Below are 24,040 nucleotides of genomic sequence, written 5' to 3' on the forward strand. Positions count from 1 at the left end.
TGTCATGCAGTCTGCTGTCCCGTCCACCACGCCCACCCGCTCGCTGCGGTGGCGGGTCGTGGACATCGTCGTCGCGAGCGTCCTCGCCGTCGCGATCGGCGTCGTCTTCAAGCTGTGGGAGTTCGGCTACGAGCCGATCAGCGCCGCCAGTGCGCTCGTGCTCCCCGGCACCCAGTCGCTCTTCGGCGGCGTCTGGCTGCTCGCCGGTCCGATCGTCGCGATCGTCGTGCGGAAGCCCGGCGCGGCTCTGTACGCCGAGATGGTCGCGGCGTCGGTCGAGGCCCTGCTCGGCACGCAGTGGGGGTGGCTCACGCTCGAGGCCGGGCTCGTGCAGGGCCTCGGCGCCGAGCTCGTCCTCGCGCTCTTCCTGTACCGCGTGTACCGGCTGCCGGTCGTCGTCCTCGCCGGGGCCGCTGCGGGACTCGCGCTCGGCGTCAACGACTCGTTGCTCTGGTACGCGGGGCTCGACGCCGGCTTCAAGGTCGTCTACGTGATCTGCGCCGTCATCTCCGGTGCCGTCATCGCCGGACTCGGCTCGTGGCTCATCGTCCGCGCCCTCGCCGCCACCGGCGTGCTCTCGTCGTTCGCCGCGGGCCGCGAGCACACCAAGCGTGCGGCTCGCGCCTCGGCGTGACGTCCGCACCGTCCGCCGCCGCCGGGCCCCTGTCCGACACCACGGCGTCCGCGGCACGGATCACCTTCCGCGACTGGGGGTGGCGGTACGCGTCCCGTGAGCGGTGGGCCGTGCGCGGGGTGGACCTGACCGTCGAGCCCGGCGAACGCGTCGCGGTCGTCGGGCCCTCCGGTGCCGGCAAGTCCACCCTGCTCCGGGCCGTCGCGGCCGTGCTGCCCGACGAACCCGACCCGGACGACGACACCGCCGCCGCGGTCCAGGGCGAGGTGCTCGTCGACGGGGTGGCCCCGGGCAGCGCCCGCGGCCGGGTCGGCCTGGTCATGCAGGACCCCGAGGTGCACACCGTGATGTCCCGGATCGGGGACGACGTGGCCTTCGGGTGTGAGAACACCGGGGTGCCGCCGGAGGAGATCTGGCCGCGGGTCCGCGCTGCGCTCGACGTCGTGGGACTCGACCTGCCGCTCGACCGGTCCACCGCGGCGATGTCCGGCGGGCAGCGGCAGCGGTTGGCGCTCGCCGGGGTGCTCGCGATGCGCCCGGGTGCCCTGGTGCTCGACGAACCGTGCGCGAACCTCGACCCGGACGGGGTCGCGCAGGTGCACGACGCCGTCCGCGCCGTGCTCGACGAGACCGGCGCCACGCTCCTGGTCGTCGAACACCGGATCGGCACCTGGCTCGACCTCGTCGACCGCCTGGTGCTGCTCGAACCGGCCGGCGGCGTGGTGGCCGACGGGCCCCCGGCCGAGGTGCTCGCCGCACACGGACCGGCGCTCACCGCGGCCGGCGTCTGGGTGCCGGGCAGCGAACCCGCACCCGGCTCCGCACGACACGGTGCGACCCGGAGCGTCACCGCGGACCGGCAGGGAGGCACGGATCGCCTCGTCGCATCGGCCCTCGGCACGGCGCGGGGCCGGGGACCCCGCATCGGCAGCGGGATCGACCTCTCCGTGCGCGCCGGGCAGGTCATCGCGGTCACCGGACCGAACGGCGTGGGCAAGTCCACGCTCGGACTGACCCTCGGTGGGCTCCTCCGACCCGCCGCGGGCTCCGTGCACGCGACCGCGGCACTGCGGGGCGACGCGGCCGAGGACCCGTCGGCGTGGTCGAGCCGCGAGCTCGCCGCCCGGATCGGCACCGTCTTCCAGGACCCCGAACACCAGTTCATCGCGCGGACCGTCCGTGAGGAACTCGCCGCCGGTCCGCGTGCCGTCGGCCGGTCGGACGTGGACGCCCGGGTCGACCGGGTGCTCGCCGACTTCGACTTGGCGCACCTCGCCGACCAGCACCCGTTCACGCTGTCCGGTGGCGAGCAGCGCCGGCTCGCGATCGGGGCCGTCATCGCCGCCGAGCCGCCCGTGCTCGTGCTCGACGAACCGACCTCGGGGCAGGACCGGGCGACGTGGCAGGCCGTGGTCGACCGGCTCGGCGAACTGGCGGACGGCGGGACCGCGGTCGTCGCCGTGACGCACGACCGCGACCTCGTGCGGGCGCTCGACGCGGACGAGGTCGTCCTCGGGTCCGACGGCGTGCGCGCTGCGGTGGCGGACGAGCACGACGGTCCGCCGCACGTGGCGCCGGCAGCGTCGGCCGCGACCGGATCGGCCGGCACCGGATCGGCCGCCCGGACCGACGCGGTCACGTCGACCGCGTCGACCCGCTCGGCGGACGAGCACAGCAGCACGGGCCGCGAGCGCACCCGCGCGACGACCGCCGGGGCCGCGGCCGGACCGCCCGTGCGGGCCGAGCCTCCCGTCCGGCCCCGCGGGATCCGCGGTGTGCAGCCGGTGGCGTCGCTGCTCGGCGTCCTGGCGCTCGGCCTGTGCCTCGTGCTCAGCCTGGACGTCGTGTCCGCCGCGGTCGCGCTCGGACTCGAGGTGCTCCTGCTCCCGCTCCTGCGGATCCCGCCGCGGACGTTCCTGCTGCGGACCGCACCGCTGCTCGCGGCGGTGCCACTGACAGCCGTGAGCATCGCCCTGTACGGCCGGCCGTCCGGGCGCGAATGGTTCGACGTCGGCTTCGCGCACGTGACCGACGGATCGCTGACCCTCGCACTGGCGACCGCGCTGCGCGTGCTCGCGGTGGGGCTGCCGGCGATCGCGCTGTTCGTGCGGGTGGACCCGACCGACCTCGCCGACGGGCTCGCCCAGCTGCTCCGGTTGCCCGCGCGCTTCGTGCTCGGCGCGCTCGCGGCGATCCGGATGACGACCCTGCTCGGCGATGACTGGCGGCAGCTCGGCAACGCACGGCGGGCCCGGGGCGTGGCCGACACCGGGCGGCTGCGGCGCGGTGCGTCCATGGCGTTCGCGCTGCTCGTGCTGGCGCTCCGGCGGGCGACGACGCTCGCGGTGGCGATGGAGTCGCGCGGGTTCGGTGCGCCCGGACGGCGGACGTGGGCGCGGAGCGTCCGGTTCGCCGGACCGGAGTGGGCGATGGTCGGGGTGCTCGTCGGCATCGGCGCCGTCGCGGTCGCCGTGGCGGTGGCGGCGGGGACGTGGCGTGTCTGACGAGCTGACCGGTCACACGACCGACCCCGCGGGGGGTCGTCGCCGACGTGGTGGCACGCGTCCGCGCCGCGGTGGCGGGCGCGGTCGGTGGTGGTGCGGGTGCCGGTCGCCCTGGGCGGGTGGTGGTGCTCGTCGACGGGCGGTCGGGCACGGGCAAGACCACGCTCGGCAATGCCCTCGCGGTCGCACTCGGAGCGCAGGTGGTGCACCTCGACGACGTCTACCCCGGGTGGGACGGTCTGCGTGCCGCCGCGGACGCCGTCGTGACGGACGTGCTCGGCGCGCCGTCCGGGTACCGCTCGTGGGACTGGCAGGCGGACCGACCGGCCGCGTGGCGCACGGTCGACCCCGATGCACCACTCGTCATCGAGGGGTGCGGGGCGCTCTCCCGCGCATCCGCTCCGCTGGCCACCGTGCGGGTGTGGCTCGAGGCCGACGACGCCGTGCGGTGGGATCGGGCGATCGGTCGCGACGGAGCGACGTTCGAACGCGAGTGGGCGCGGTGGGCAGCCCAGGAGGACGCGTTCATCCGGGCGGAGCAGCCGGCAGCGCTCGCGGACGTGGTACTGCGGACCTGACCGCAGGTCGGCGGGGAACTACGCCCAACCGAGCTCGTGCAGGCGCTCGTCGTCGATGCCGTGGAAGTGGCCGATCTCGTGCACGAGCGTGGTGTGCACCTCGTCCTTGAGCTCGTCGAGGGTGTCGCACTCCGCCAGGTGCTGCTTCCGGAAGACGACGATCCGGTCGGGCAGCTCGCCGAAGCCGTACTGCCCGCGCTCGGTCGCCGCGACGCCGTCGTACACGCCGAACAGGTCGGAGCCGTCCTCGGGTTCGTCCTCGACCACGAAGACGACGTTGTCCAGGCCGTCGACCATTTCGTCCGGCAGCTGGTCGAGCTCGTCGGTCACGAGCTGCTCGAAGTCCTCGGGCGACATCTCCATCACGGGAGCGATGGTGACACACGAGGCCGGGGGAGAGCTGGTCGCCCGGTCCTTCGACCCCTCGGGACCGGGAGACGTGCAGAAGGCCCCCGTCCACCGGACGGGGGCCTTCGTGACGCGTTCCGCTCGACGGAGCGTGTGCGCTGTTGGGGTGAGTAACGGGGCTTGAACCCGCGACCTCCTGGACCACAACCAGGCGCTCTACCAGCTGAGCTATACCCACCATGTGTCGGTCCGGCGAGCCGGAGCAACCACTCGATTGTAGTACATCCGAGCGCCTGCCCGGACCACGATCGCTACTCGGCGGGTGCCGGGCTCGGCTGCAGGGTCAGGCGCGGCTCCCACTTCGCCACGACCTCGGCCGCGATGGCCTTCACGTCGTCGCTTGCCGGCCCGGGTTCCGGTGTGAAGCCGGCACGGCGGTAGTACTCGAGCTCGCGGATCGACTCGAGGATGTCCGCGAGGGCACGGTGCCCGCCGTGCTTCGCCGGGGAGTTGAAGTACACGCGCGGGAACCAGCGACGGCAGAGCTCCTTGATGCTCGACACGTCCACGCTCCGGTAGTGCAGGTGGCTGTCGATGCGGGGCATGTACTTCGCCAGGAACGCGCGGTCGGTGCCGATCGTGTTGCCGGCCAGGGGCGCGGTGCCCTCGGCGGGGACGTGGGCGAGGATGTACTCGAGCACCTGGTACTCGGCGTCGGCCAGGGACACTCCGTTCGGGATCTCCTCGATCAGGCCCGACGTCGTGTGCATGTTCGTCACGAACTCGTTCATGTTGTCCAGGGCGGACTGGTCCGGCTTGATCACGATGTCGAACCCGGGGTGCACCGGGTTGAGGTCGAAGTCCGTGACGACGACCGCGACCTCGACGAGTTCGTCGACGGCGACGTCGAGTCCCGTCATCTCACAGTCGATCCAGACGAGACGGTCATTCCCTGCAGACATGCCCCGATCCTACTTCCGCGCTCCGACGCCCCGGGACTAGGCCATCTCGCCGGCCGAGATCGCCTCGGCTTCGACGCGCTCGGGCTCGGCCCCGTCGTCCACGCGGCGCAGCACCTTCGTGGTGAGCACGACGACCAGGAACGCGATCGCCACGGACACGCCGGCGAAGACGTAGGCGGCACTCGGCGAGTACGCGTCGGCGAGCAGCGTCGCGACGGGCGGTGCGATCGCGCCGCCGATGAAGCGGACGGCGGAGTACGCGCTGGATGCGACGGAGCGGGGCAGATCGGTCGCCTCCATGACGCACTCCGTCAGGACGGTGTTGAGGACACCGAGGACGAGCCCGCCGATCACGACGCAGACGATGAGCCCGGCCTGCGACCGCACGAGGACGGCCGCGGCGAACAGGTCGAGCGCGAGCAGCGGCAGCGCGAGCTTGAGGACGCTCGTGCGGCGCATGCGCGCCGTGAGCATCGGGGCGACCCACACCGAGGTGATCGCGAGCCCGACACCCCAGCCGAAGAACGTGAACCCGATGCCGAGCGCCCCGAACCCGAGGGGGGAACGGCGTGTAGGCGAGGAGCACGAAGAAGCCGATGTTGTAGAACAGCGCGGTCGCGGCGAGGGCTGCGAGCGCGGGGCGGCCGAGGGCGCGGAACGGCGCGGAGAGCTTCGTCGGGGTCGGCTTCTCGAGCATCCCGGGCTTCAGCAGCACGAGGATGGCGATGAACGCGACGGCCATCAGCGTGGTCACGCCGAAGAACGGTCCGCGCCAGCTGACCGACCCGAGCAGGCCGCCGACGAGCGGGCCGACCGCGATGCCGAGACCGAGCGCGGCCTCGTACAGGATGATCGCGGAGGCGGTACCACCGGCGGCGGCGCCGACGATCGTGGCGAGCGCGGTGGAGATGAACAGGGCGTTCCCGAGGCCCCATCCGGCGCGGAAGCCGATGATCGTCCAGACGTCGTTCGACACGGCGGCGAGCACCGAGAAGAGCACGATGAGGGCGAGCCCGGTCATCAGGGTCTTCTTCGCCCCGATCCGGCTCGACACCCAGCTGGTGAAGAACATCGCGACGCCGGTCACGGCGAGGTAGCTCGTGAAGAGCAACTCGGTCTGCGCGGGGGTGGCGCGCAGGGACTCGGCGATCGCGGGGGAGGATCGGGTCGACGAGGCCGATGCCCATGAAGGCGACGACGCACGCGAAGGCGATGGCCCACACCGCCGAGGACTGCTTGAGGATCGAGCCGGACTGCCCGGCGGGAGCGTGCGCGTTCACGCGGTGGTCTCCGTTCTGGCCCTCGCTGCGATGAGGGCCGATGCGTGGTGCAGGACGTCCCAGTCGTCGTCGCCCAGGTCCTCGAAGAGGGGGCCGACGGTGCTGGTGAGGGCGGCTCGCCAGGCGACGAGTCGCTCGCGGCCGGCGTCGGTGATCTGGATGAGCTGCCCGCGGGAGTCGTCGGGGTCGACGGTCCGAGCGATCAGCCCATCGGCGGTCATGCCGGCGACCAGGCGGGTCATGGTCGGCTGGGACACCCGCGACGCCGTGGCCAGTTCGCCGAGCCGGAGGGTTTCCTCGGTCTCGAGGATGCCGAGCGTCCGCCAGACGGCGGTGGACGTGGTGTGACCCGTGGCCTGGAGTGCCGACCGGATGAGCCGGTTGACCGAGACGAGGAGCGTCTCGAGCGTCTCGTCCCGATTTGGTTCCATGATGAAACTGTATAGCAGAGCTATGGATCAGGCAACCGCGCGGGTGCTGGACCGTGCCACCTCCGGCGCTGGTAGAAGGGATGCATGAGCGACATCACGATCCACGAGGGCGACGAGTTCACCGCCATCTTCCACGGGGGCCCGTTCGACGGGACCACGGACACCCGCACGGCCACGAGCGACGCGCTGGACGACGAGGTGACGGTGTTCGCGGACGTCGAGGGCCTCCAGACCGCCTTCACCTACAAGTCGACGGGCTCGCGCCAGGTGCTCGACCAGATCTCGGTCGACTACACCTTCGCGCCCGACGAGTCGGACCCGGTCGACGACCTGCAGGACCGCGGCGACCGCAGCGGCGAGTTCGACCGCGAGTAGCGGCCGTCCGCAGCCCCGGTCGTCGGCGACGGCCGGGGCTGGATGCTGCCGGGGCCCGACGCGGTACGCCCGCCGGTCGCGGTCGCGGTCGCCGTCGCGGTCCCGGTCCCGGTCCGACCGGTCGATCGGGAGTGCACCGGAGCCGTCACGCGTTGGAGGACGTCATGCAGGTCGATCTCTGGACGTCCGCGTTCTGCGCGCCGTGCGCCGCCGCCCGACGCGTGGTCGGCGACGCCGCCCGACTCGTGCCGGGGCTCGCCGTCACCGAACGGGACGCCGCTGCCGAGCCCGACGTCGTCGAGGAGCTCGGCATCCGCTCCACGCCCACCGTGGTCGTCCGACGGGACGACGGTACCGAGGTCTTCCGGTCAGCGGGCGTCCCGACCCGCGACCAGTTCCTCGTCGCGGTGGCGAAGGCGCTCGACTGACACCGGCCGCACCTCGGTGACGACCGGCTCCACCGGGCGCCGCAGCGCCCGGAGCGCCCGCCGTCGGAGCCGTCTCACCGCGCGGATGGGTGTCCCAATCGACATCGCCACGCGGCCGATCGCCGACCGGTCGTGGTCGCCCAGGGCGTTCCGCCGCTCCCACGCCCGACGGAGCACACCACCGCGACTGCGCCGTGCGGCGGGACGGTCGACCAGGGCTCCGGCATCCCGCAGCGCCATCAACGCCTCGGCGCGGGCAGCCCAGTCGTCGTCCTGCGGCGCATGGAAGTAGTTGTCCGTCATCCACTCCGGCCGCACCGTGCCGAAGCGCCCGTGGACGAGGTCGTCCGCGTTCCCCTCGAGCCCGCTGTCCACGAAGACCTCGTTGATGAGCGCCCGCGACGTGCCGAAGTCCGTCAGGGTCAGCGCCGGCACGCCCCGTGCCGCCGCCTCGAGCACGGCGGTGGAACTGATCGTCACGAGCGCCACGGCTCGGTCGAGATGGGCCGACATCGGTCCGGCCTCCACCACGAGGTTCGGCGGGGCGTCCGGCGGCACGAGGTCGGCGTACGGGTACCTCTCCCGGTGGGTCTGGTGCTCGCCCGCCGCCGCCCGGGTCTTCACGACGACGCGCCACTCCGGGTGTGCCCGGGCGGTCTCGACGAGCCAGCTCACGACGCGGCGGCGCTCGTCCTCCTCCTTCGGGACGCTCGGTTGGGCGGCGAACACGACCGAGTCCCGCACGACGTCCGTCCGCGACGGAGTCGACGGCCGGGCGAACGGCAGCGTCGCGAGGGCGAACGACGGCTCGACACCGCCCTCCGTCGCCATCGCGGTGTACTCGCGGACCTCGCGGTGGCTGTGCAGCACGAACAGGTCCGCGCGGGCGCGGAGGAACACGCCCTTCCACTTGGCGGGGAACGAGATGCCGGGGAGACCGCTCAGCAGCACCGGTCGGCGTGCGACCGAGCGGCTGACCTGGTCGATGAGGACCTCCGTCACCGGCCCGATGCAGGACACCAACACCGCGTCCGGCGGCTCGGCCTGGAGGCGCGCCACCACGTCGTCCACGCTCATCGGCTCGGGAGGGGCGAGGTCGATCGGGCCGAGACGTGCGTCGACGTCGCGGAAGGCCGCCCGCAGTTGCGCAGTGCTCGCGGACCGCGGCGTCGCCACGGTCAGCAGTTCCAGCGACCAGTGCGGTGGAGCGGCCGAGAGCAGGTGTGCGCCCCACTTCGCGAACGAGTCCGTGTCGACGAGGCCGACCACGCGCCGGCGGCGCGGCCGCGGATCGGACGGGAGGCGGGCCTCCTGTCCGTCACCGGCGTCGCGGTCGTTCCCCGTAGCGCTCACGCACCCACCCGGCGGAGCTTGGCGAGGGGCGCCTCCTCGCCGGGGAAGATGCGCTTGACCCCGTCGCCCATCGCGGTCTCGATGATCCGGACGTCGCGGACCAGGGTGCGGAGGCCGTGCGGCTCGAGCGAGGCCGCGTGGTCGGAGCCCCACATCGTGCGGTCGAGCGTGATGTGTCGTTCCACGGCGGTGGCGCCGAGGGCGACGGCCGCGAGGGAGATCTGCAGGCCCGGCTCGTGCCCGGAGTAGCCGACCGGGACCCCCCGCGTAGGCGTACCGGGTGGCGAGGGTGTCGATCATGCGGAGGTTGGCCTCCTCCGGCGGGAGCGGGTACGTCGAGGTGGCGTGCATGAGCACGAGCCGCTCCGTCCCGAGGGTCGACACCGCGCGGTCGATCTGGTCGAGCGTCGACATGCCCGTCGACAGGATCACCGGCTTGCCGGTCGCGGCGACGGCGTTGAGCATCCCGAGGTCGGTGACCGACGCCGAGGCGATCTTGTACGCGACGACGTTGAGGTCCTCGAGGAACGCGACCGACGGTTCGTCCCACGGCGAGGCGAACCAGTCCAGGCCGCGGAGCGTCGCGTGGTCACCGATCTCGATGTACTGGTCGCGGTCGAACTCGACGCGGTACCGGTAGTCCAGGTAGGTCATCTCGCCCCACGGCGTGCTGCGCGGCATCGTCTTCATGTGCTCGGGCGTGGAGATCTCGGGCGTGCGCTTCTGGAACTTGACGGCCTGCATCCCGGCGTCGGCCGCGACGTCGATGAGCTGCTTGGCGATCTCGACGTCTCCGTTGTGGTTGAGGCCGATCTCGCCGATCAGGTAGGCGGGGTTCCCGGCGCCGATGGTGGACATGCCGATGCGGACGCTCATGGTGCTCCGTTCTCCGCAGCGGCGGTCCGCGCGGGGTGGGGGGTCGGTGGGGTCGTGCTCTGTGCGGGCGTGCTCGGTGTGGTCGGGGTGCGGCGCGGTGCTCCGGAGCTCGGTGCGGTCGTGTGCGGTGACGGGCTCCACCAGTGGCGCGAGCGCCGCCGCGAGGTCCAGGTCGTGGACGTCGTCGATGTCGATCGCGGTCCGCGCCGGGACCACCGCCAGTTCGACCCGACCGAAGAACCGGTGTCGTGCCGCCCGGAAGCCGTCGACGCGCAGCGCGTAGAAGGCGCCGGTCTCCCGGTACTCGGGCTCCCGGTCCTGCCGGCGTGGGCGGGTGGCGGCGTCGTGGTTCACGGCGACCGCCGACCCGTCCGCCGCGGTGCGCCAGAGGAACGCGTGCGACGGTGCCGCGGCGAGCACCGCGTCGGCGGAACCGGTGAGCACCCGCTCGACCGCGCGGTCGACGGCGACCGGGTCGGTGAAGGGGGGAGGTGGCCTGCAGGAAGACGAGGACCTCCGGGGTACCGACGTCGGTACCGACGCCGGTGCCGACGCCGGTACTGAGCGCCTCCAGGGCGTGCAGGAGGGCGGACTCCGACGAGGCCTCGTCCTCGGCGAGTTCGACCGGCCGGCGGACCACACGGGCGCCGGCCGCGACCGCCTCGGCCGCGATGGCGTCGCCGTCGGTGCTGACGACGACCGCGTCGACCGTCCGGGCGGCCCGGGCGACCGCGATCGACCGCGCGACGAGCGACCGGCCGGCGACCTCGCGGAGGTTCTTGCCGGGGATGCCCTTCGATCCCGCCCGTGCCGGGATCACCGCGATGACGCGGGCGGAGGAGCTCATGCTCGGAAACGTAGGGAGCGGTGGTGACGCTCAGGGGAACGACAGGGGGGACGGGTGACGAACCGTTCCCGAAGCAGGTCGAGGCCGGCACCGCTCACCGCCGGAGCCGGGCGCGACACCTCGTCTATCGTCGAGGGATGCTCGGTGCCGACGACGTCCTCGACCCGCCGCCTCGACGCGTCCTCGTGGCGGGGACCGCAGGCGTCGGCAAGACCACCACCGCCCGACGCATCGCGCAGGCCGTCGGTGCGCCGCACACCGAGATCGACGCGCTGTACCACGGGCCCGGGTGGACGGTGCGGTCGACCTTCGCGCAGGACGTCGACGCGTTCACGGCCGCACCGGCATGGGTCACCGAGTGGCAGTACCGGTCGGTGCGGGCGCTCCTCGTCGACCGAGCGGACACCCTGGTGTGGCTGGACCTCCCGAAGCCGGTGGCGTTCTGGCGACTGCTCCGCAGGACCGTCCGACGACGGCTCCGGCGCATCGAGCTGTGGAACGGGAACGTCGAGCCGCCGTTGTGGACCGTCGTCACCCGGCGCGAGCACATCCTCCGGTGGGGGGATCGCGACCCGGAACGAGACCCGCAAGCGGGTGGCGGCGCTCGCCGACTCGACTCCACACCTCCGCGTCGTGCGGCTGCGCTCACAGCGGGACGTCGAGCGGTTCGTCCACCGCCTGCTGGCCGGCACCGAATATGATCGTCGGCGTCCGCCTCCGTAGCTCAGTGGATAGAGCAGGTGGTTTCTACCCACCGTGCCGCGGGTTCGATTCCTGCCGGGGGGCACCGACGACGAAGGCCGCCACCCCGTCCGGGTGGCGGCCTCCGTCATGCTGTCGTCGGGTCAGTCCTCGTCGGTGTCCGCGCGTCGACGCAGTTCGCTCGCACTGACCGGGTTCGCGTACGACGCCCCCGGCCCGGCGTCCGCACGGTCGCCCTGGGTACCAGCACCCTGGTCCTCACGATCGCCGGCCGGGGTGCGGTCGTCGCGAGCGGCGGGCAGGTCGTTTCGTGCCGGCTGCTCGTCCCGCAGGGCGGGGGGAGCGGTCGGCGGACCCGGGGCGGCCCGCGGTGTCGATGCGGACGTCGTCGACCGCGTCGTCGTTGTCCGCATCGCGGGAAGCCGACCACCCGGGCGTCGTGGCGGCCGGTGCCGGGGTGGCGGCCGGTGCCGGGGTGGCGGCCCGGAACGCGGGGGGAGCCGAGCGCCGGGCGGATCGGGGTCGTCTCGCCGTCGGAGTAGGGCCGGGTGACGTTGTCCGAGATCGGCACGGTCGCGTCCTGGCCGTTCGCCGGGGCGGAGGTGGAGGCGGCGAGGGCCGACGGGGTCACGCTGGGCTGTGCCGGGCGGAGGGACGTCGTCGTCGGCGTGGGTGCCGGCTCGGGAGCCCGGGAGGAGTCGACCTTGTCCGCGTTCCACTCCTGCTGCCGCTTGATGAGGTCGGCGTCCGGGTCAGGTGCGTCGAACTTCCACCGCTCCAGGTCGCTCTTGAAGAGCTTGCGTGTCCGGTTGGGGCGGGCCTGCCACTCGAGCATCCGGTCGCGGAACTCGGCGAGGGCGTTGTCCGCGTGCGAGGTGAAGGTCGAGGAGTTCTTCTTGATGTCGGCGATCTCGTGCTTCGCCCAGTCCGCGGCGACCGGTGCGCCGGCGATCGGGAGCAAGCGCAGGCGGATGTCGGCGTCCTCGGCCAGGTGGTCCGCGTAGGCGCGCTCGTCGTGACCGAGCGACCCCCCAGCTGGCTGCCTTCCGCGCCGCCGAGACGAGGCCGGCGACGGCCGCGTTCCTGGCCTCGCGCTCCTGGTGGGCCACGACGCGCTTGGCGGCTCCGCGGCCGATCAGCGCCGCGATGACGCCCGCCACGATGATCGCGACGAAGGGGATGACCGCCCCCCGACAGCACGCGCCAGCCCGTGTCGGACGAGGTCCAGTCGATCAGGTCGTTCCACCACTGCATGCGCGTACCGTACTTCCGGATCGGTCAGGTCCCGGGGACGACAGGCGGACGGGGCGGACATCCGCTCCACCCGGTGCCGCCGTGCGCGACCGTCACCAGCGGAGGGTGTCGACCGCGTCCTCGGCGTTCCACACGTTCGGGAGCTCGACGAACCGTCGCTCGGCAGCCACGTAGCGACGTGCGCGGTAGGCGGTGCCACCGGCCACGTCGACGCGGTCGACGTAGCCCACGATCTCCCCGTTCGCCCGCGTGACGCGGCTCAGGTCGTCACGGACGTCGAGGATGCGGAGGTCGCCTCGCGACCGCGCCGTCGGGCGGGGCGAGTGGATGCTGAGCCGGGCGTCCGTCGTGGACTGCATGTGGGCCTCCTGGTCGTGTGATCTGGGACGACCGTACGACCGACCACCGACACGCCGGAGGCGCCGGAACAGGGTGGGGAACACCGCCGAGCGCCGCCGTGTTGTGGAGGACAGTCCAGTACCGCGCTCTCCGGAGCCAGGAAGGTAGGTCCCCATGACCACGTTCGTCCTCGCCGGTGGTTGCTTCTGGTGTCTCGACGCCGTCTACCGCACGCTCCAGGGCGTGCAGGACGTCGTGTCCGGGTACACCGGCGGCAGCGACCCGCACCCGACCTACGAGCAGGTGTGCACCGGCACCACCGGCCACGCCGAGGCGGTCGCCGTCACCTTCGACGAGTCGGTCCTCCCGGCGGACGTCGTCCTCGACGTCTTCTTCACCCTCCACGACCCGCGGCAGCTGAACCGTCAGGGAGCCGACGTCGGCACGCAGTACCGCTCCGCGATGTTCCCGGCGGACGACGAGCAGCGTGCGCTGTTCGAGCGGGCGATCGAACGCGCGTCCGACATCTGGGACGGCGGGGTCGTCACGACGCTCGAGCCGCTCGGGGCGTTCCACCGCGCCGAGGAGTACCACCAGGACTTCTTCGCGAAGAACCCGGGTCAGGGCTACTGCCTCGCCGTCGCGCTGCCCAAGGTGAACAAGGTGCGCAAGGCGTACGGTCAGTACATCCTGGCGTCCTGACGGAGGGGCGCCGGGGCCACGAGGAGGTGGTCGGACGATGACGAACGACACGATGCCGGACACGACGACGGAGACCTGGGTGGCCGTCGGCCCGGCCGGTGCGGTGGGCACGATCCACCGGGCGGCGGACGGGTTCCGGGTCGAGCTCTACGGACGACGTGGTCCGGGTGGGACGTACCCGTCGCTCCAGTCGGCCAAGGGCGCGGTCCACAAGGCGATGGGTCCGCTCGCGGACCGGCCCGAGTTCCACGCGCACTGACCGAGGGGCCGCTGACGCGGCTCCCGAACGGGAGGCCCGGATCACCTTCCCTCCACAGGGACCGTGATCCGGGCTTTGCGTCCACAGTTCGACGACGCGCCGCGGTCGGAGCGGCGCCCCGATCGACGATCGGTGCATGAACGACACGATCACGGTCTGCGGCATCATCGCCACCGAACCCCGACACCTCGTCACCGAGACGGGTGTCGCCATCACGAGCATGCGTCTCGCCTCGCCGTCGCGGCGCTGGGACCGCAGGACGTCCAGCTGGGTCAACGGCCCCACGAACTGGTACACGGTCACGGCGTTCCGGTCGCTCGCGGCCAACGTGCACAAGTCCGTGAAGAAGGGCGACCGCATCGTCGTCACCGGACGCGTCCGGATCCGGAACTGGGAGCGCGACGGGCGGGGCGGCACCTCCGTCGAGATCGACGCCGACGCGCTCGGCCACGACCTCGCCTGGGGCATCAGCAACTGGATCCGCGTCCCGCGCCACGTCGGCGATGTGCAGACCACCACCGCACCGGGCCCGGACGTCGACCCCCCGGACCGGCGAGGTCGGCCCGGACGACCCCGACGCGGACCTGCACGACGACGGCCCGGTCGCGCACGCGACCGAGTCCGTCGAGCACGTGCGCGGACACGGCGACCACGGTGACGACGTGCTCGCCGGACCCCTCGAGGACGCGTCGTACGACGCCGGAGCGGTCGGCGTGCACGACACCGTGGCGCGCGGCGACGGCCCCGTGTCTCCCGACGAACTGTTCCCGGGGCAGGAGCCCGGATGACGCCGCGACCGTCGCCACGGCGTCCCGGGCACCACCGACCGCGACGACACCGACCGCGACGACACCGCGAGCGGGGCAGCGCTGGCCGCGTCGGATCGGTAGACTCGCTCCGATATGGCTGAGTACATCTACCAGATGGTCCGCGCCCGCAAGGCGGTCGGCGACAAGCTGATCCTCGACGACGTCACGATGTCGTTCCTCCCCGGCGCCAAGATCGGCGTCGTCGGACCGAACGGTGCGGGCAAGTCGACGATCCTGAAGATCATGGCGGGGCTCGACCAGCCGTCCAACGGCGAGGCGAAGCTGACCCCGGGCTTCACCGTCGGCATCCTCATGCAGGAGCCCGAACTCGACGAGACCAAGACGGTGCTCGAGAACGTGCAGGAGGGTGTCGGGGAGATCCACGGCAAGCTCGCGCGCTTCAACGAGATCTCGGCCGCGATGGCCGAGCCCGACGCGGACTTCGACGCGCTCCTCGCCGAGATGGGGACGCTGCAGGAGGAGATCGACGCGGCCGACGCGTGGGACCTCGACTCGCAGCTCGAGCAGGCGATGGCCGCGCTCCAGTGCCCCCCCGGGGGGACGAGCTCGTCACGCACCTGTCCGGTGGTGAGAAGCGCCGTGTCGCGCTCTGCAAGCTCCTGCTCCAGAAGCCCGACCTGCTCCTGCTCGACGAGCCCACCAACCACCTCGACGCCGAGAGCGTGCAGTGGCTCGAGCAGCACCTGCAGCAGTACCACGGTGCGGTCCTCGCCGTGACCCACGACCGGTACTTCCTCGACCACGTCGCGCAGTGGATCGCCGAGGTCGACCGCGGCCGGCTCTACCCGTACGAGGGCAACTACTCGACCTACCTCGAGAAGAAGCGCGCCCGTCTCGAGGTCCAGGGCAAGAAGGACGCCAAGCTCGCCAAGCGCCTGTCGTCCGAGCTCGACTGGGTCCGCAGCAACGCGAAGGGCCGCCAGGCGAAGTCCAAGGCGCGTCTGGCCCGCTACGAGGAGATGGTCAACGAGGCCGAGCGCACGCGCAAGCTCGACTTCGAGGAGATCGTGATCCCCGTCGGTCCGCGCCTCGGGTCGCAGGTCATCGACGCCGAGCACCTCCACAAGCAGTTCGGTGAGCGCGTCATCATCGGCGACCTGTCGTTCACGCTGCCGCGGAACGGCATCGTCGGGGTCATCGGCCCGAACGGCGTCGGCAAGACCACGCTGTTCAAGACGATCGTCGGGCTCGAGCCCCTCGACGGCGGCCAGCTCAAGATCGGCGAGACGGTCGACATCTCCTACGTCGACCAGAGCCGCGGTGGCATCGACCCGAACAAGAACCTGTGGGAGGTCGTGTCCGACGGCCTCGACTACATCCAGGTCGGCAAGACCGAGATCCCGTCGCGTGCCTACGTGTCGCAGTTCGGGTTCAAGGGCCCGGACCAGCAGAAGCGTGCGGGCATCCTGTCCGGCGGTGAGCGCAACCGTCTGAACCTCGCGCTGACGCTCAAGCAGGGCGGCAACCTGCTGCTCCTCGACGAGCCCACGAACGACCTGGACGTCGAGACCCTCGGCAGCCTCGAGAACGCCCTCCTCGAGTACCCCGGTTGTGCCGTGGTCATCACGCACGACCGGTGGTTCCTCGACCGCATCGCGACGCACATCCTCGCGTGGGAGGGCCTGAACGAGGACGGCACGCCGATCTGGTACTGGTTCGAGGGCAACTTCGAGGCCTACGAGGAGAACAAGGTCGAGCGCCTCGGGGCCGACGCCGCGAAGCCCGGCCGCGCGACGTACCGCAAGCTCACGCGGGACTAGTCCCCGTGGCGAGACTGCACGCGCCGGTCCGCATCCGCTGGAGCGACATCGACGCCTACGGGCACGTCAACAACTCGGCGATGCTCCGGCTGCTCGAGGAAGCGCGCGAGCTGGCGTTCTGGGCGCCGGACCCCGACGAGGTCGACGAGTCGGGGTCCGCGTCGGAACCCGTGATCGACGGGCGGCCGGGCTCCGGGACGATGACGGTCATCGCGGCGCAGCGGCTCGAGTACCTCGCGTCGACGCCGTACTTCCGTCGGCCGCTCGACATCCAGCTGTGGATCGGGCGGATCGGCGGGGCCAGCCTGGACATCTCGTACGAGGTCTGGTCGCCCGTCGGACACGAGCCGGCGGAGCTGTACACGCGCGCCACCACGGCGCTCGTCCTCGTGGACGCGACGACCAACCGACCGCGACGGCTCACCGAAGCCGAGCGGGCGGCGTGTCAGCCGTACATCGAGCCGGCCGTGCGGTTCTCCCGGCCGTGACCCCGGTCCGGCGCTGACCGCTCCGCCGCACCGGAACAGGCCCCGCTCGTCGAGCGGGGCCTGTCTCACGCGATGGGGAGGCGCATCATGCCCTCCTGCGCGACGGTCGCCAGCAGCCGGCCGTCGCGGGAGAACATGCGACCGAGCGCCAGCCCCCGACCGCCCTGGGCGCTCGGCGACTCCTGCGCGTAGAGGACCCAGTCGTCCGCCCGGCCGTCGCGGTGCCACCACATCGCGTGGTCGAGGCTCGCGAGCTTCACGCCCGGGGTGCCCCACGCGACGCCGTGCCGACGCATGATCGGTTCGAGGAGGGACAGGTCGCTCGCGTAGGCCAGGACCGCGCGGTGCAGAGCGGGGTCGTCGGGTAGGTCGCCCTCGACCCGGAACCAGACCGCCTGGTGCGCGACGCGGGCGCCCTGCACGTCGAAGTAGACCGGACCGTCGACGTGCCGCAGGTCGATCGACCGCTCCGCCCAGGCCTGCGCCGTGGGGTGGTCGACCGCGCCCAGCACCGACGCCGCCGACGGGAGCGACTCCGGGTCGGGGACGTCCACCGGGAACGGGTCCTGGTGCTCCGCTCCGGCGTCCGGCACCTGGAAGGACGCGATCATCGAGAAGATCGGGAGACCGTTCTGGTACGCCTGCGCCCGTCGGGTCGCGAACGAGCGGCCGTCGTGGATGCGCTCCACACCGAAGGTGATCGGGACGTCGATCGCACCGGGGCGCAGGAAGTAGCCGTGGACGGAGTGGATGTCACGGCCCTCGATGGTGGCCTGCGCCGCGACGATGCACTGCGCCAGCACCTGGCCGCCGAAGACCCGTCCTCCGGGGGACCAGTGGCTGGCACCGGTCAGGATCGTCTCGCGGGTGCTCGCTCCGGTGTCCTCGAGTCGCAGGGTCGTGAGGAAGTCGGGTTCGCGGATCACGCCGCCAGTCTACGAACGGGTCCCGGTGTGGCCGAGGAGGGCGCGGGCGCACCCATCGCGGCGCCGCGGTCGACGACGCCCGACGGGGCCGGGTCCTCCTGCTCGATGGCGTCGTCCGCGACGTCCGCGGAGACCGTTCCCTGCGGGTCGACGAGACCCGCCGCCGTCGGGGACGTCCGGAGCAGACTCCACGCCGCCACCGCGACGAGCGCTCCACCCACGCTGGCCACCCACGGGGTGAGCGCACGGGACCAGAGGTCGGGTGCGACGAGCCAGACGAGGTGGTTGGCGACGACCGAACCCGTTCCGCCCAGGAACAGGGCGAGACGAGGACGGAGGCTCGGGCCGGCCAGCAGCCCGGTGACGACGAGGACCGAGAGCAGTGCGTTGACGAGGTGTGGCATGGGCGGGACAGGAGGAAACGAGACGGGACGAGATGGGTGGGGACGACGGCTGTGCCATCGGGAGGCGGGGCGACGGGCCGACCCGCTGCGGGTCGGCCCGTCGCCCTCGGGGTGCGTCGGCTCAGCTGCCGGAGCCACCCTGACCGACCGCGAGCGGCTGCGCGCCGGCCGCGGAACCGGTGTCGGCACCGCTCGTGCTGACGGCGATCTTCCGGGGCTTCGACGACTCCTGCACGGGGATCGTGACGCTCAGCACGCCGTTGTCGTAGTGCGCGGCGATCCGCTCGACGTCGAGGCCGTCGCCGAGGGTGAGCTGACGGACGAACGAGCCGGGCTGGCGTTCCCGCGTGAGCCACTGCGCGCCGTCGGGAGCCCCGAGGGTGCGCTCGGCCCGGATGGTGAGGACCGATCCGTCGACGTCGATGTCGACCGATCCCGGATCGACTCCGGGCAGGTCGACGTCCATGACGTAGTGGTCGCCGGCGCGGTAGAGGTCCATCGGCATCGAGCGGGGCCCGGCTGCTGCTCCGCTGAGGAGGGATCCGGCGAGACGGTCCAGCTCGCGGAACGGATCGAAGGTCATGGCCATCTGAATCAACTCCTTCACTGAGTGCTTCGCGGTTGAGTCGCCGTGACTCAACTGCCATCCGTTCTAGCACTCGAACCCGAAGAGTGCCAAGAGTGGGCTCAGAGCTCGCTGAGGGCCGGACCAGGGAGCGTCAGGACGGTCGCGGCTAGGATCGACGGTGACATGAGCAGCTCGTTCACCCTTCCCGACGCCGCCTCGCTCGGTGACCTCCGCACCTACCTCGGACGAGCCGCTCGGATCGAGGACGGGTCCGTCCGCCTCATCGCCGACTCCGGTGTCCTGGCCGTCTACACGGCGATCCTCTACCCGCTCGGGCTGCTCGACGAACTGCCCACCGTGCTCGGTCTGCGCACGTTCGCCCTCACCCAGCCGGAGCACATCGACGTCGTGGTGCCGCTCCGCTCGTTCCAGGAGCGCCTGCGTCTGCTCGCGGAGGCGAACGACGTGGAGCACGCCGACGCAGCCGACCCGACCCGGGCGACCCCGATCGAGGTCGAGCTGCCGCTCGAGGTGCACACCGTGACCTGGGCTGCGATCTCCCCGCCCCGCGGCGGCTGGGTGCCGCTGCCCGACGTGTCGGCGGAACTGCTGCACCGTGCTGCGCGCCAGGGGATCGACGAGGTCGCCGCCTCCGTGCCGACGAGCTCGGGGGGAGTCCATCGTCCGCCGCGTCCGTTCCGAGGTCTGGGGTCGGCCGATCCCGGGCGTCGAGCACCTGCCGGCCGGCGCGGGCTTCGCCGCCGAGAGCCTCGGCTTCCTCGGGACCGAACCGGTCCGGCTGTTCGAGACGGGGCCGTGGAGCCGGCTGACGACCTCCAGGGGGGCACGTGCTCGTGAAGCGGCGGGCCTGGACGCTCAGTTCCTGACGGACGGACCGGAGGCCCGTGGCGGGGTCGCCACGGGCCTCCCGTCCGTCGTTCCGCCGCGGCGGCGGCCGCCGCTCCCGTCAGTCGAACGCGTTCGTCATCGCGTGTGCCGCGCGGTCGAGGTACGCCCACAGTTCGGCCTCGTCGAGGGGCGCGAGGTCGAGTGACTCGACCGCGTCCTGCATGTGCTGGAGCCAGTGCTCGCGTGCCTCGGGGGGTGATGCGGAACGGGTGGTGCCGCATCCGGAGCCGGGGATGGCCGCGCTGCTCGCTGTAGGTCGACGGGCCGCCCCAGTACTGCTGGAGGAACTGCGAGAGCCGCCAGACCGCGCCGTCGAGGTCGTCTGCCGGGTACATCGGCCAGATCACCTCGTCCTGCTGCACGCCCTCGTAGAAGCGGCGGACCAGGCGGTCGAAGGTCGGGGCGCCGCCGATGCGGTCGAACAGGGAACCGCTCGCCGCAGCCCCGCCGAGTCCGACCCGGAGCGTGACGGGCTGCGCGGGGACGCCCGGGGCCGGCTCACCCGTGGGGGGGACCGAGGGGGGATGGCGGGTCCGGTCATGGGGTGTCCTCAGGGTCATTGTCGTCGCCGGTCCGGATCGCCCGGCCCAGGATGTTCATCCGGCCGCGGCGGGCCCGCGGCGCGGGGGGTGGGCACCGGCGCGGTGCGGACGGGACGGAGGCCGTTCACCGACGTGGCGTTCTCCCACCCCTCCGGCATGATCATGGCCATCGCCGGCAGGGTGACCCCGAGTTCGTCCACGCCGCGCTTGAGCCGCACGCGGAGTTCCCGTCCGACGACGTCGAGCTCCGACGCGCGGGTCTTCACGACCAGGCGGAACACCATGCCGGTGTCGGTGATCGACTGCAGGCCCCAGATCTCCGGTTTCTCGACGATGCGCTGCCGCCAGCGGGCCTCCTGGGACATGGTGACCGCGGCGTGCAGCAGGGCGTCCTGCACGGCGTCGATGTCGGTGTCGTACGGCACGGTGATGTCGACGAGGACACGGGACCAGCCCTGGGAGAGGTTGCCGACGCGGAGGATCTGTCCGTTCGGCACGAACCAGAGGATGCCGTTCACGTCGCGGATCTGCATGACCCGGAGACCGACGGACTCCACGACCCCGGTGGCCTGGCCGGTGTCGACGACGTCACCGACGCCGGCCTGGTCCTCGAGGATCATGAAGATGCCGGACAGGATGTCGCGGACGATGCTCTGCGCGCCCACTGCGAGGCCGGCGGCGACCACGGAGGCGCCACCGACGATGCCGACCGCCGCGGTCGGGAACACGGTCGAGATGATGATGGCGAAGGCGATCACGGCGACCACGACGGTCGCGAGGTTCTCGAGCACGCTGCCGAGCGTCCGGGTGCGCTGCACGACGCGGGCGGTCTGCAGCGGGGGAGGCCACCAGGGCCTGGGTGTCCGCAGCGCCCTGCCGCTTCTTGACGCCGTTGACGATGCGGTCGACGACCTGCTTGATGGTCCGGCGGAGCACGAGGCGGATGATGACCGCCGCGAGCAGGACGATCAGGATCGTGATCGGGACGTGCCAGGTGTCGACGAACTGGGTGAACGTGTTCGACGCCCACTTCGAGACGTCGTCGGTGGTGTCTGCTGCCGAGGTCATGTCCGGACGATGCTAAACGGCGAGGCTCCGACGCCCCTGGAGGAACGCCGGAGCCTCGCCGCTGCTCACATCGGGATCAGGCGTCGGCCGCCTGGACGCGGAGCGCACGCTCGGTGCCCGCGAGGTTCTCGCTGACGATCCGACGCAGTGCCGGGGTCTCCGGGTGCGCGTCGAGCCAGGCCCGGGCAGCGTCACGCAGTTCCGTCGACGCCAGCGGTGCCGGGTACAGGCCCGTCACGATCGTGTCGGCGATGTGGTAGCTGCGCTCGTCCCAGATCCGCGTGATGACCTCGAAGTAGCGCTGCACGAGACCCTCGAGCACGACCGGGGAGTTCACGTGCTGGAACCCGACGGTCGTCTGCCGCACGATGGCGTTCGGCGCGTCGTCCGTGTCGACGAGCGACGAGAACGCCGCGAGCTTGCCCTCGGCGGTGGGGATCGTCGCGCGAGCGCGGGCCGCGGCCTGCTCGCCCGAGGCGGTCCGGTCGGCGGCGAGCTCGGCGTCGATCTCGTCGTTGCCCGCGGCACCCGCGAGGACGAGGCCCTCGAGCAGCTCCCAGCGCAGGTCCGTGTCCACGACGAGCCCCTGCAGTGTGACCGATCCGTCACGCAGTCCCTGCAGCGTCGCCACGTGCTCGGGCGTCGACGGGATCTGCGCGAAGAACTTCACGAACTGGAACTGCGCGTCCGATCCGGACTCGGCCGACGAGGCCAGCTGCCACAGCGTGTCGCCGACGGTGCGCACGGTGGCGTCCGACTTCGACGGTGCGACGTAGTTGCGCGCCGCCAGGAGCAGCTGCGACAGCGTGGTGCGGATCGTCGTCGACTCGGTCTCGGTCGCGATGTTGCCGAGCACGAGGGTGACGTAGTCGCTGGCGGGGGGACTCGGCGTCACGCGTGGCGTCCCAGACGGCACCCCAGACGATCGACCGGGCGAGCGGGTCCGCGATCGACGCCAGGTGCTCGATCGCCGTGCGCCGCGACTGCTCGTCGAGGCGGATCTTGGCGTACGCCAGGTCGTCGTCGTTGAGGAGCACGAGGTCGCCGCGGTGCACGCCGACCAGCTCGGGGACCTCGGTGCGGGCGCCGTCGACGTCGATCTCGACGCGGTGGACGCGGTCGAGCTTGCCGCCGGACGAGGCCGTGTCCGCGCCGAAGGGGGCCGACGGGTCGTTCGTGAAGGCGTACACGCCGATGGCCAGGCGGTGCGGTCGCAGCGTCGGGTGGTCCGACGGCGCCTCCTGCAAGACGGCGAACGAGGTGATGACGCCCTCGGCGTCGGTCTCGATCTCCGGGCGCAGGGTGTTCACGCCCGCCGTCTCCAGCCAGAGCTGCGACCACTCGGACAGGTCGCGGCCGCTGGTGGCCTCGAGCTCGACGAGCAGGTCCTTCAGCTCGGTGTTGGAGTGGTGGTGCTTCCGGAAGTACGCCGCGACGCCCGCGAAGAACGCGTCGATGCCGACCCACGCGACGAGCTGCTTGAGGACCGAACCGCCCTTCGCGTAGGTGATGCCGTCGAAGTTGACCTGGACGTCCTCGAGGTCGTTGATCGTCGCGACGATCGGGTGCGTCGAGGGGGAGCTGGTCCTGGCGGTAGGCCCAGGACTTCTCCATCGCCTGGAACGTCGTCCATGCGCCGGTCCACTCGGTGGCCTCGGCGGTCGCGATGGTGGAGGCCCACTCGGCGAACGACTCGTTCAGCCAGAGGTCGTTCCACCACTTCATCGTGACGAGGTCGCCGAACCACATGTGCGCGAGCTCGTGCAGGATCGTGACGACCCGGCGCTCCTTGATGGCGTCGGTGACCTTCGAGCGGAAGACGTAGGTCTCGGTGAAGGTGACCGCGCCCGCGTTCTCCATCGCGCCGGCGTTGAACTCCGGCACGAAGAGCTGGTCGTACTTCTCGAACGGGTACGCGTAGTCGAACTTCTCCTCGAAGTACGCGAACCCCTTCCGGGTGGTCTCGAACACGTAGTCCGGGTCGAGGTACTCGGCCAGCGACCTGCGCGCGAAGACGCCGAGCGGGATGGTCCGACCGTCGCGGCTGGTCAGCTCGCTGCGCACGACCTCGTACGGGCCGGCGATGAGCGCGGTGATGTAGCTCGAGATGCGCGCGGTGGGCGGGAAGGTCCACGTGGCGTGGTCGCCGTCGACGTGCGGCTCCGGCGTCGGGGCGTTCGAGACGACCTGCCAGCGCGCCGGCGCGGTCACGGTGAAGGAGAACTCGGCCTTGAGGTCGGGCTGCTCGAACACGGCGAACATCCGGCGGCTGTCCGGCACCTCGAACTGCGAGTACAGGTAGACCTCGTCGTCGACCGGGTCGACGAAGCGGTGCAGGCCTTCTCCGGTGTTCGTGTACAGCGCGTCGGCGACGACGACGAGTTCGTTCTGCTCCTGCAGGTCGGCGAGCTGGATGCGGACGCCGTCGTTCACCGCGTCGACGTCGAGCGCGGTGCCGTTCAACGTGACCGAGTGCACGGTCTTCGTGATGGCGTCGATGAACGTGCTGGCACCGGGGGGTGGCACTGAAGCGCACGCGGGTGGTGCTGCCGAAGGTCTCGGCTCCGCGGGTCAGGTCGAGCTCGACGTCGTACGTCTGCACGCTGACGATGCCGGCGCGTTCCTGGGCTTCGATTCGGGTGAGGTTCTCTCCGGGCACGGACGCTCCATCTT

Annotated in this window: 23 protein-coding genes, 2 tRNA genes and 7 pseudogenes; 15 read left to right on the forward strand and 17 right to left on the reverse strand. The window is 71.8% G+C overall.

The annotated features are described in order from the left end of the window. Positions 1 to 4: 4 nt before the first annotated feature. From DEJ15_RS07065 to DEJ15_RS07075, 3 genes are read left to right on the forward strand one after another with little or no spacing between them, the layout of a single operon-like run. Positions 5 to 634 carry an ECF transporter S component gene (locus DEJ15_RS07065; RefSeq protein ID WP_110824006.1) on the forward strand — a complete coding sequence of 210 codons (630 nt, stop codon included), beginning with the start codon at positions 5 to 7 and terminating at the stop codon, positions 632 to 634. Beyond that, positions 631 to 3,138 carry an ATP-binding cassette domain-containing protein gene (locus DEJ15_RS07070; protein WP_181419399.1) on the forward strand — a complete coding sequence of 836 codons (2,508 nt, stop codon included), beginning with the start codon at positions 631 to 633 and terminating at the stop codon, positions 3,136 to 3,138. Before DEJ15_RS07065 ends, DEJ15_RS07070 begins: the two co-directional genes overlap by 4 nt. Positions 3,139 to 3,188: 50 nt before the next feature. Next, the gene (locus tag DEJ15_RS07075) at positions 3,189 to 3,716 is read left to right on the forward strand and encodes a nucleoside/nucleotide kinase family protein (protein WP_284175996.1); all 528 of its coding nucleotides are present in this window, start codon (positions 3,189 to 3,191) and stop codon (positions 3,714 to 3,716) included. A gap of 18 nt (positions 3,717 to 3,734) precedes the next feature. On the opposite strand, the gene DEJ15_RS07080 is transcribed toward DEJ15_RS07075, so the two are convergent. The 5 genes and pseudogenes from DEJ15_RS07080 to DEJ15_RS07100 all read right to left on the reverse strand — a co-directional run bounded on the left by DEJ15_RS07080 (position 3,735) and on the right by DEJ15_RS07100 (position 6,737). Further along, positions 3,735 to 4,079 carry a metallopeptidase family protein gene (locus tag DEJ15_RS07080; RefSeq protein WP_110823752.1) on the reverse strand — a complete coding sequence of 115 codons (345 nt, stop codon included), beginning with the start codon at positions 4,077 to 4,079 and terminating at the stop codon, positions 3,735 to 3,737. A 147-nt stretch (positions 4,080 to 4,226) separates the two neighbouring features. Continuing rightward, a tRNA-His gene (locus DEJ15_RS07085) sits at positions 4,227 to 4,302 on the reverse strand. 73 nt (positions 4,303 to 4,375) lie between these two features. Then, complete coding sequence (gene orn, locus DEJ15_RS07090) at positions 4,376 to 5,026, reverse strand: oligoribonuclease (RefSeq protein ID WP_110823753.1); 651 nt, start codon at positions 5,024 to 5,026, stop codon at positions 4,376 to 4,378. 36 nt (positions 5,027 to 5,062) lie between these two features. Continuing rightward, positions 5,063 to 6,306, reverse strand: a pseudogene (locus DEJ15_RS07095) (MFS transporter). Then, positions 6,303 to 6,737, reverse strand: coding sequence for a MarR family winged helix-turn-helix transcriptional regulator (locus DEJ15_RS07100; RefSeq protein ID WP_110823755.1), 435 nt, complete (start codon positions 6,735 to 6,737; stop codon positions 6,303 to 6,305). Before DEJ15_RS07100 ends, DEJ15_RS07095 begins: the two are co-directional and overlap by 4 nt. A gap of 84 nt (positions 6,738 to 6,821) precedes the next feature. Here DEJ15_RS07100 and DEJ15_RS07105 point away from each other — a divergent pair, with 84 nt between their 5' ends. Both DEJ15_RS07105 and DEJ15_RS07110 read left to right on the forward strand, forming a co-directional pair. Further along, positions 6,822 to 7,112: a hypothetical protein gene (locus DEJ15_RS07105; protein WP_110823756.1), complete on the forward strand. Its 291-nt coding sequence runs from the start codon at positions 6,822 to 6,824 to the stop codon at positions 7,110 to 7,112. Between the two features lie 164 nt (positions 7,113 to 7,276). Next, complete coding sequence (locus DEJ15_RS07110; protein WP_110824008.1) at positions 7,277 to 7,540, forward strand: thioredoxin family protein; 264 nt, start codon at positions 7,277 to 7,279, stop codon at positions 7,538 to 7,540. Here the strand turns inward: DEJ15_RS07110 and DEJ15_RS07115 are convergent. The 3 genes and pseudogenes from DEJ15_RS07115 to DEJ15_RS18110 form a co-directional block, all read right to left on the reverse strand. After that, on the reverse strand, positions 7,481 to 8,893 hold the full coding sequence (locus DEJ15_RS07115; RefSeq protein ID WP_110823757.1) for a DUF6716 putative glycosyltransferase: 1,413 nt from the start codon (positions 8,891 to 8,893) through the stop codon (positions 7,481 to 7,483). The genes DEJ15_RS07110 and DEJ15_RS07115 overlap by 60 nt on opposite strands. Then, a pseudogene (locus DEJ15_RS07120) lies at positions 8,890 to 9,769 on the reverse strand (N-acetylneuraminate synthase family protein). Before DEJ15_RS07120 ends, DEJ15_RS07115 begins: the two are co-directional and overlap by 4 nt. Positions 9,770 to 10,412: 643 nt before the next feature. After that, positions 10,413 to 10,616 (reverse strand): annotated as a pseudogene (locus DEJ15_RS18110) (cytidylyltransferase domain-containing protein); the annotation flags it as partial. A gap of 23 nt (positions 10,617 to 10,639) precedes the next feature. On the opposite strand from DEJ15_RS18110, the gene DEJ15_RS07130 reads away from it, so the two are divergent. Together DEJ15_RS07130 and DEJ15_RS07135 are read left to right on the forward strand one after the other, a co-directional pair. Then, positions 10,640 to 11,317 (forward strand): P-loop NTPase family protein, encoded by a 678-nt coding sequence (locus DEJ15_RS07130; protein WP_284175999.1) that lies wholly within the window; start codon positions 10,640 to 10,642, stop codon positions 11,315 to 11,317. A gap of 12 nt (positions 11,318 to 11,329) precedes the next feature. Beyond that, positions 11,330 to 11,403, forward strand: a tRNA-Arg gene (locus DEJ15_RS07135). Positions 11,404 to 11,445: 42 nt separating this feature from the next. On the opposite strand, the gene DEJ15_RS07140 is transcribed toward DEJ15_RS07135, so the two are convergent. Together DEJ15_RS07140 and DEJ15_RS07145 are read right to left on the reverse strand one after the other, a co-directional pair. Beyond that, complete coding sequence (locus DEJ15_RS07140; protein ID WP_284176001.1) at positions 11,446 to 12,279, reverse strand: hypothetical protein; 834 nt, start codon at positions 12,277 to 12,279, stop codon at positions 11,446 to 11,448. A gap of 385 nt (positions 12,280 to 12,664) precedes the next feature. Next, positions 12,665 to 12,931, reverse strand: coding sequence for a hypothetical protein (locus tag DEJ15_RS07145; RefSeq protein ID WP_110823762.1), 267 nt, complete (start codon positions 12,929 to 12,931; stop codon positions 12,665 to 12,667). A gap of 154 nt (positions 12,932 to 13,085) precedes the next feature. On the opposite strand from DEJ15_RS07145, the gene msrA reads away from it, so the two are divergent. The 6 genes and pseudogenes from msrA to DEJ15_RS07175 all read left to right on the forward strand — a co-directional run bounded on the left by msrA (position 13,086) and on the right by DEJ15_RS07175 (position 16,950). After that, a complete protein-coding gene (gene msrA, locus DEJ15_RS07150; RefSeq protein WP_110823763.1) occupies positions 13,086 to 13,613 on the forward strand; it encodes a peptide-methionine (S)-S-oxide reductase MsrA in 528 nt (175 codons plus the stop codon). A 37-nt stretch (positions 13,614 to 13,650) separates the two neighbouring features. After that, the gene (locus tag DEJ15_RS07155) at positions 13,651 to 13,872 is read left to right on the forward strand and encodes a methyltransferase (protein ID WP_258365732.1); all 222 of its coding nucleotides are present in this window, start codon (positions 13,651 to 13,653) and stop codon (positions 13,870 to 13,872) included. 136 nt (positions 13,873 to 14,008) lie between these two features. After that, positions 14,009 to 14,530, forward strand: coding sequence for a single-stranded DNA-binding protein (locus DEJ15_RS07160; RefSeq protein WP_284176003.1), 522 nt, complete (start codon positions 14,009 to 14,011; stop codon positions 14,528 to 14,530). A gap of 4 nt (positions 14,531 to 14,534) precedes the next feature. Beyond that, positions 14,535 to 14,660 carry a hypothetical protein gene (locus DEJ15_RS07165; RefSeq protein WP_284176005.1) on the forward strand — a complete coding sequence of 42 codons (126 nt, stop codon included), beginning with the start codon at positions 14,535 to 14,537 and terminating at the stop codon, positions 14,658 to 14,660. A gap of 114 nt (positions 14,661 to 14,774) precedes the next feature. After that, positions 14,775 to 16,462 (forward strand): annotated as a pseudogene (gene ettA, locus DEJ15_RS07170) (energy-dependent translational throttle protein EttA). 5 nt (positions 16,463 to 16,467) lie between these two features. Beyond that, a complete protein-coding gene (locus DEJ15_RS07175; RefSeq protein WP_110823766.1) occupies positions 16,468 to 16,950 on the forward strand; it encodes an acyl-CoA thioesterase in 483 nt (160 codons plus the stop codon). A 65-nt stretch (positions 16,951 to 17,015) separates the two neighbouring features. Here the strand turns inward: DEJ15_RS07175 and DEJ15_RS07180 are convergent, their stop codons facing one another. From DEJ15_RS07180 to DEJ15_RS07190, 3 genes are all read right to left on the reverse strand, one after another. After that, on the reverse strand, positions 17,016 to 17,876 hold the full coding sequence (locus DEJ15_RS07180; RefSeq protein WP_110823767.1) for an acyl-CoA thioesterase: 861 nt from the start codon (positions 17,874 to 17,876) through the stop codon (positions 17,016 to 17,018). Next, a complete protein-coding gene (locus DEJ15_RS07185) occupies positions 17,873 to 18,280 on the reverse strand; it encodes a hypothetical protein (protein ID WP_110823768.1) in 408 nt (135 codons plus the stop codon). The genes DEJ15_RS07180 and DEJ15_RS07185 overlap by 4 nt, the downstream gene beginning before the upstream one ends. 121 nt (positions 18,281 to 18,401) lie before the next feature. Continuing rightward, positions 18,402 to 18,869 (reverse strand): Hsp20/alpha crystallin family protein, encoded by a 468-nt coding sequence (locus DEJ15_RS07190; RefSeq protein WP_110823769.1) that lies wholly within the window; start codon positions 18,867 to 18,869, stop codon positions 18,402 to 18,404. 162 nt (positions 18,870 to 19,031) lie between these two features. Here DEJ15_RS07190 and DEJ15_RS19420 point away from each other — a divergent pair. Next, positions 19,032 to 19,277 (forward strand): annotated as a pseudogene (locus DEJ15_RS19420) (DUF8010 domain-containing protein); the annotation flags it as partial. Between the two features lie 187 nt (positions 19,278 to 19,464). Then, positions 19,465 to 19,902 (forward strand): DUF8185 domain-containing protein, encoded by a 438-nt coding sequence (locus DEJ15_RS19425; RefSeq protein ID WP_502866158.1) that lies wholly within the window; start codon positions 19,465 to 19,467, stop codon positions 19,900 to 19,902. Here DEJ15_RS19425 and DEJ15_RS07200 read toward each other — a convergent pair. From DEJ15_RS07200 to pepN, 4 genes and pseudogenes are all read right to left on the reverse strand, one after another. Beyond that, positions 19,816 to 20,317, reverse strand: a pseudogene (locus tag DEJ15_RS07200) (globin). The gene DEJ15_RS19425 and the pseudogene DEJ15_RS07200 overlap by 87 nt on opposite strands. Continuing rightward, a complete protein-coding gene (locus tag DEJ15_RS07205; RefSeq protein ID WP_349814864.1) occupies positions 20,314 to 20,919 on the reverse strand; it encodes a mechanosensitive ion channel family protein in 606 nt (201 codons plus the stop codon). The pseudogene DEJ15_RS07200 and the gene DEJ15_RS07205 overlap by 4 nt, the downstream one beginning before the upstream one ends. Continuing rightward, entirely contained in the window at positions 20,888 to 21,367 is a 480-nt protein-coding gene (locus DEJ15_RS18115; RefSeq protein WP_349814845.1) for a hypothetical protein, read from the reverse strand. Before DEJ15_RS18115 ends, DEJ15_RS07205 begins: the two co-directional genes overlap by 32 nt. Positions 21,368 to 21,443: 76 nt before the next feature. Further along, positions 21,444 to 24,026, reverse strand: a pseudogene (pepN, locus tag DEJ15_RS07210) (aminopeptidase N). Between the last annotated feature and the right edge of the window lie 14 nt (positions 24,027 to 24,040).

The sequence above is a fragment of the Curtobacterium sp. MCJR17_043 genome, assembly GCF_003224315.2.
In the GTDB taxonomy this organism is placed as follows: Bacteria; Actinomycetota; Actinomycetes; order Actinomycetales; family Microbacteriaceae; genus Curtobacterium.

Bases quoted from the DNA above. Each gene is read 5' to 3' on its own strand.
- orn (WP_110823753.1), bottom strand. From the start codon at position 5,026: ATGTCTGCAGGGAATGACCGTCTCGTCTGGATCGACTGTGAGATGACG.
- DEJ15_RS07080 (WP_110823752.1), bottom strand. From the start codon at position 4,079: ATGGAGATGTCGCCCGAGGACTTCGAGCAGCTCGTGACCGACGAGCTC.
- DEJ15_RS07155 (WP_258365732.1), top strand. From the start codon at position 13,651: ATGACGAACGACACGATGCCGGACACGACGACGGAGACCTGGGTGGCC.
- DEJ15_RS07065 (WP_110824006.1), top strand. From the start codon at position 5: ATGCAGTCTGCTGTCCCGTCCACCACGCCCACCCGCTCGCTGCGGTGG.
- DEJ15_RS07205 (WP_349814864.1), bottom strand. From the start codon at position 20,919: ATGATCCTCGAGGACCAGGCCGGCGTCGGTGACGTCGTCGACACCGGC.
- DEJ15_RS07185 (WP_110823768.1), bottom strand. From the start codon at position 18,280: ATGCCACACCTCGTCAACGCACTGCTCTCGGTCCTCGTCGTCACCGGG.
- DEJ15_RS18115 (WP_349814845.1), bottom strand. From the start codon at position 21,367: ATGACCTCGGCAGCAGACACCACCGACGACGTCTCGAAGTGGGCGTCG.
- DEJ15_RS07105 (WP_110823756.1), top strand. From the start codon at position 6,822: ATGAGCGACATCACGATCCACGAGGGCGACGAGTTCACCGCCATCTTC.
- DEJ15_RS07110 (WP_110824008.1), top strand. From the start codon at position 7,277: ATGCAGGTCGATCTCTGGACGTCCGCGTTCTGCGCGCCGTGCGCCGCC.
- DEJ15_RS07100 (WP_110823755.1), bottom strand. From the start codon at position 6,737: ATGGAACCAAATCGGGACGAGACGCTCGAGACGCTCCTCGTCTCGGTC.
- msrA (WP_110823763.1), top strand. From the start codon at position 13,086: ATGACCACGTTCGTCCTCGCCGGTGGTTGCTTCTGGTGTCTCGACGCC.
- DEJ15_RS07160 (WP_284176003.1), top strand. From the start codon at position 14,009: ATGAACGACACGATCACGGTCTGCGGCATCATCGCCACCGAACCCCGA.
- DEJ15_RS07190 (WP_110823769.1), bottom strand. From the start codon at position 18,869: ATGGCCATGACCTTCGATCCGTTCCGCGAGCTGGACCGTCTCGCCGGA.
- DEJ15_RS07145 (WP_110823762.1), bottom strand. From the start codon at position 12,931: ATGCAGTCCACGACGGACGCCCGGCTCAGCATCCACTCGCCCCGCCCG.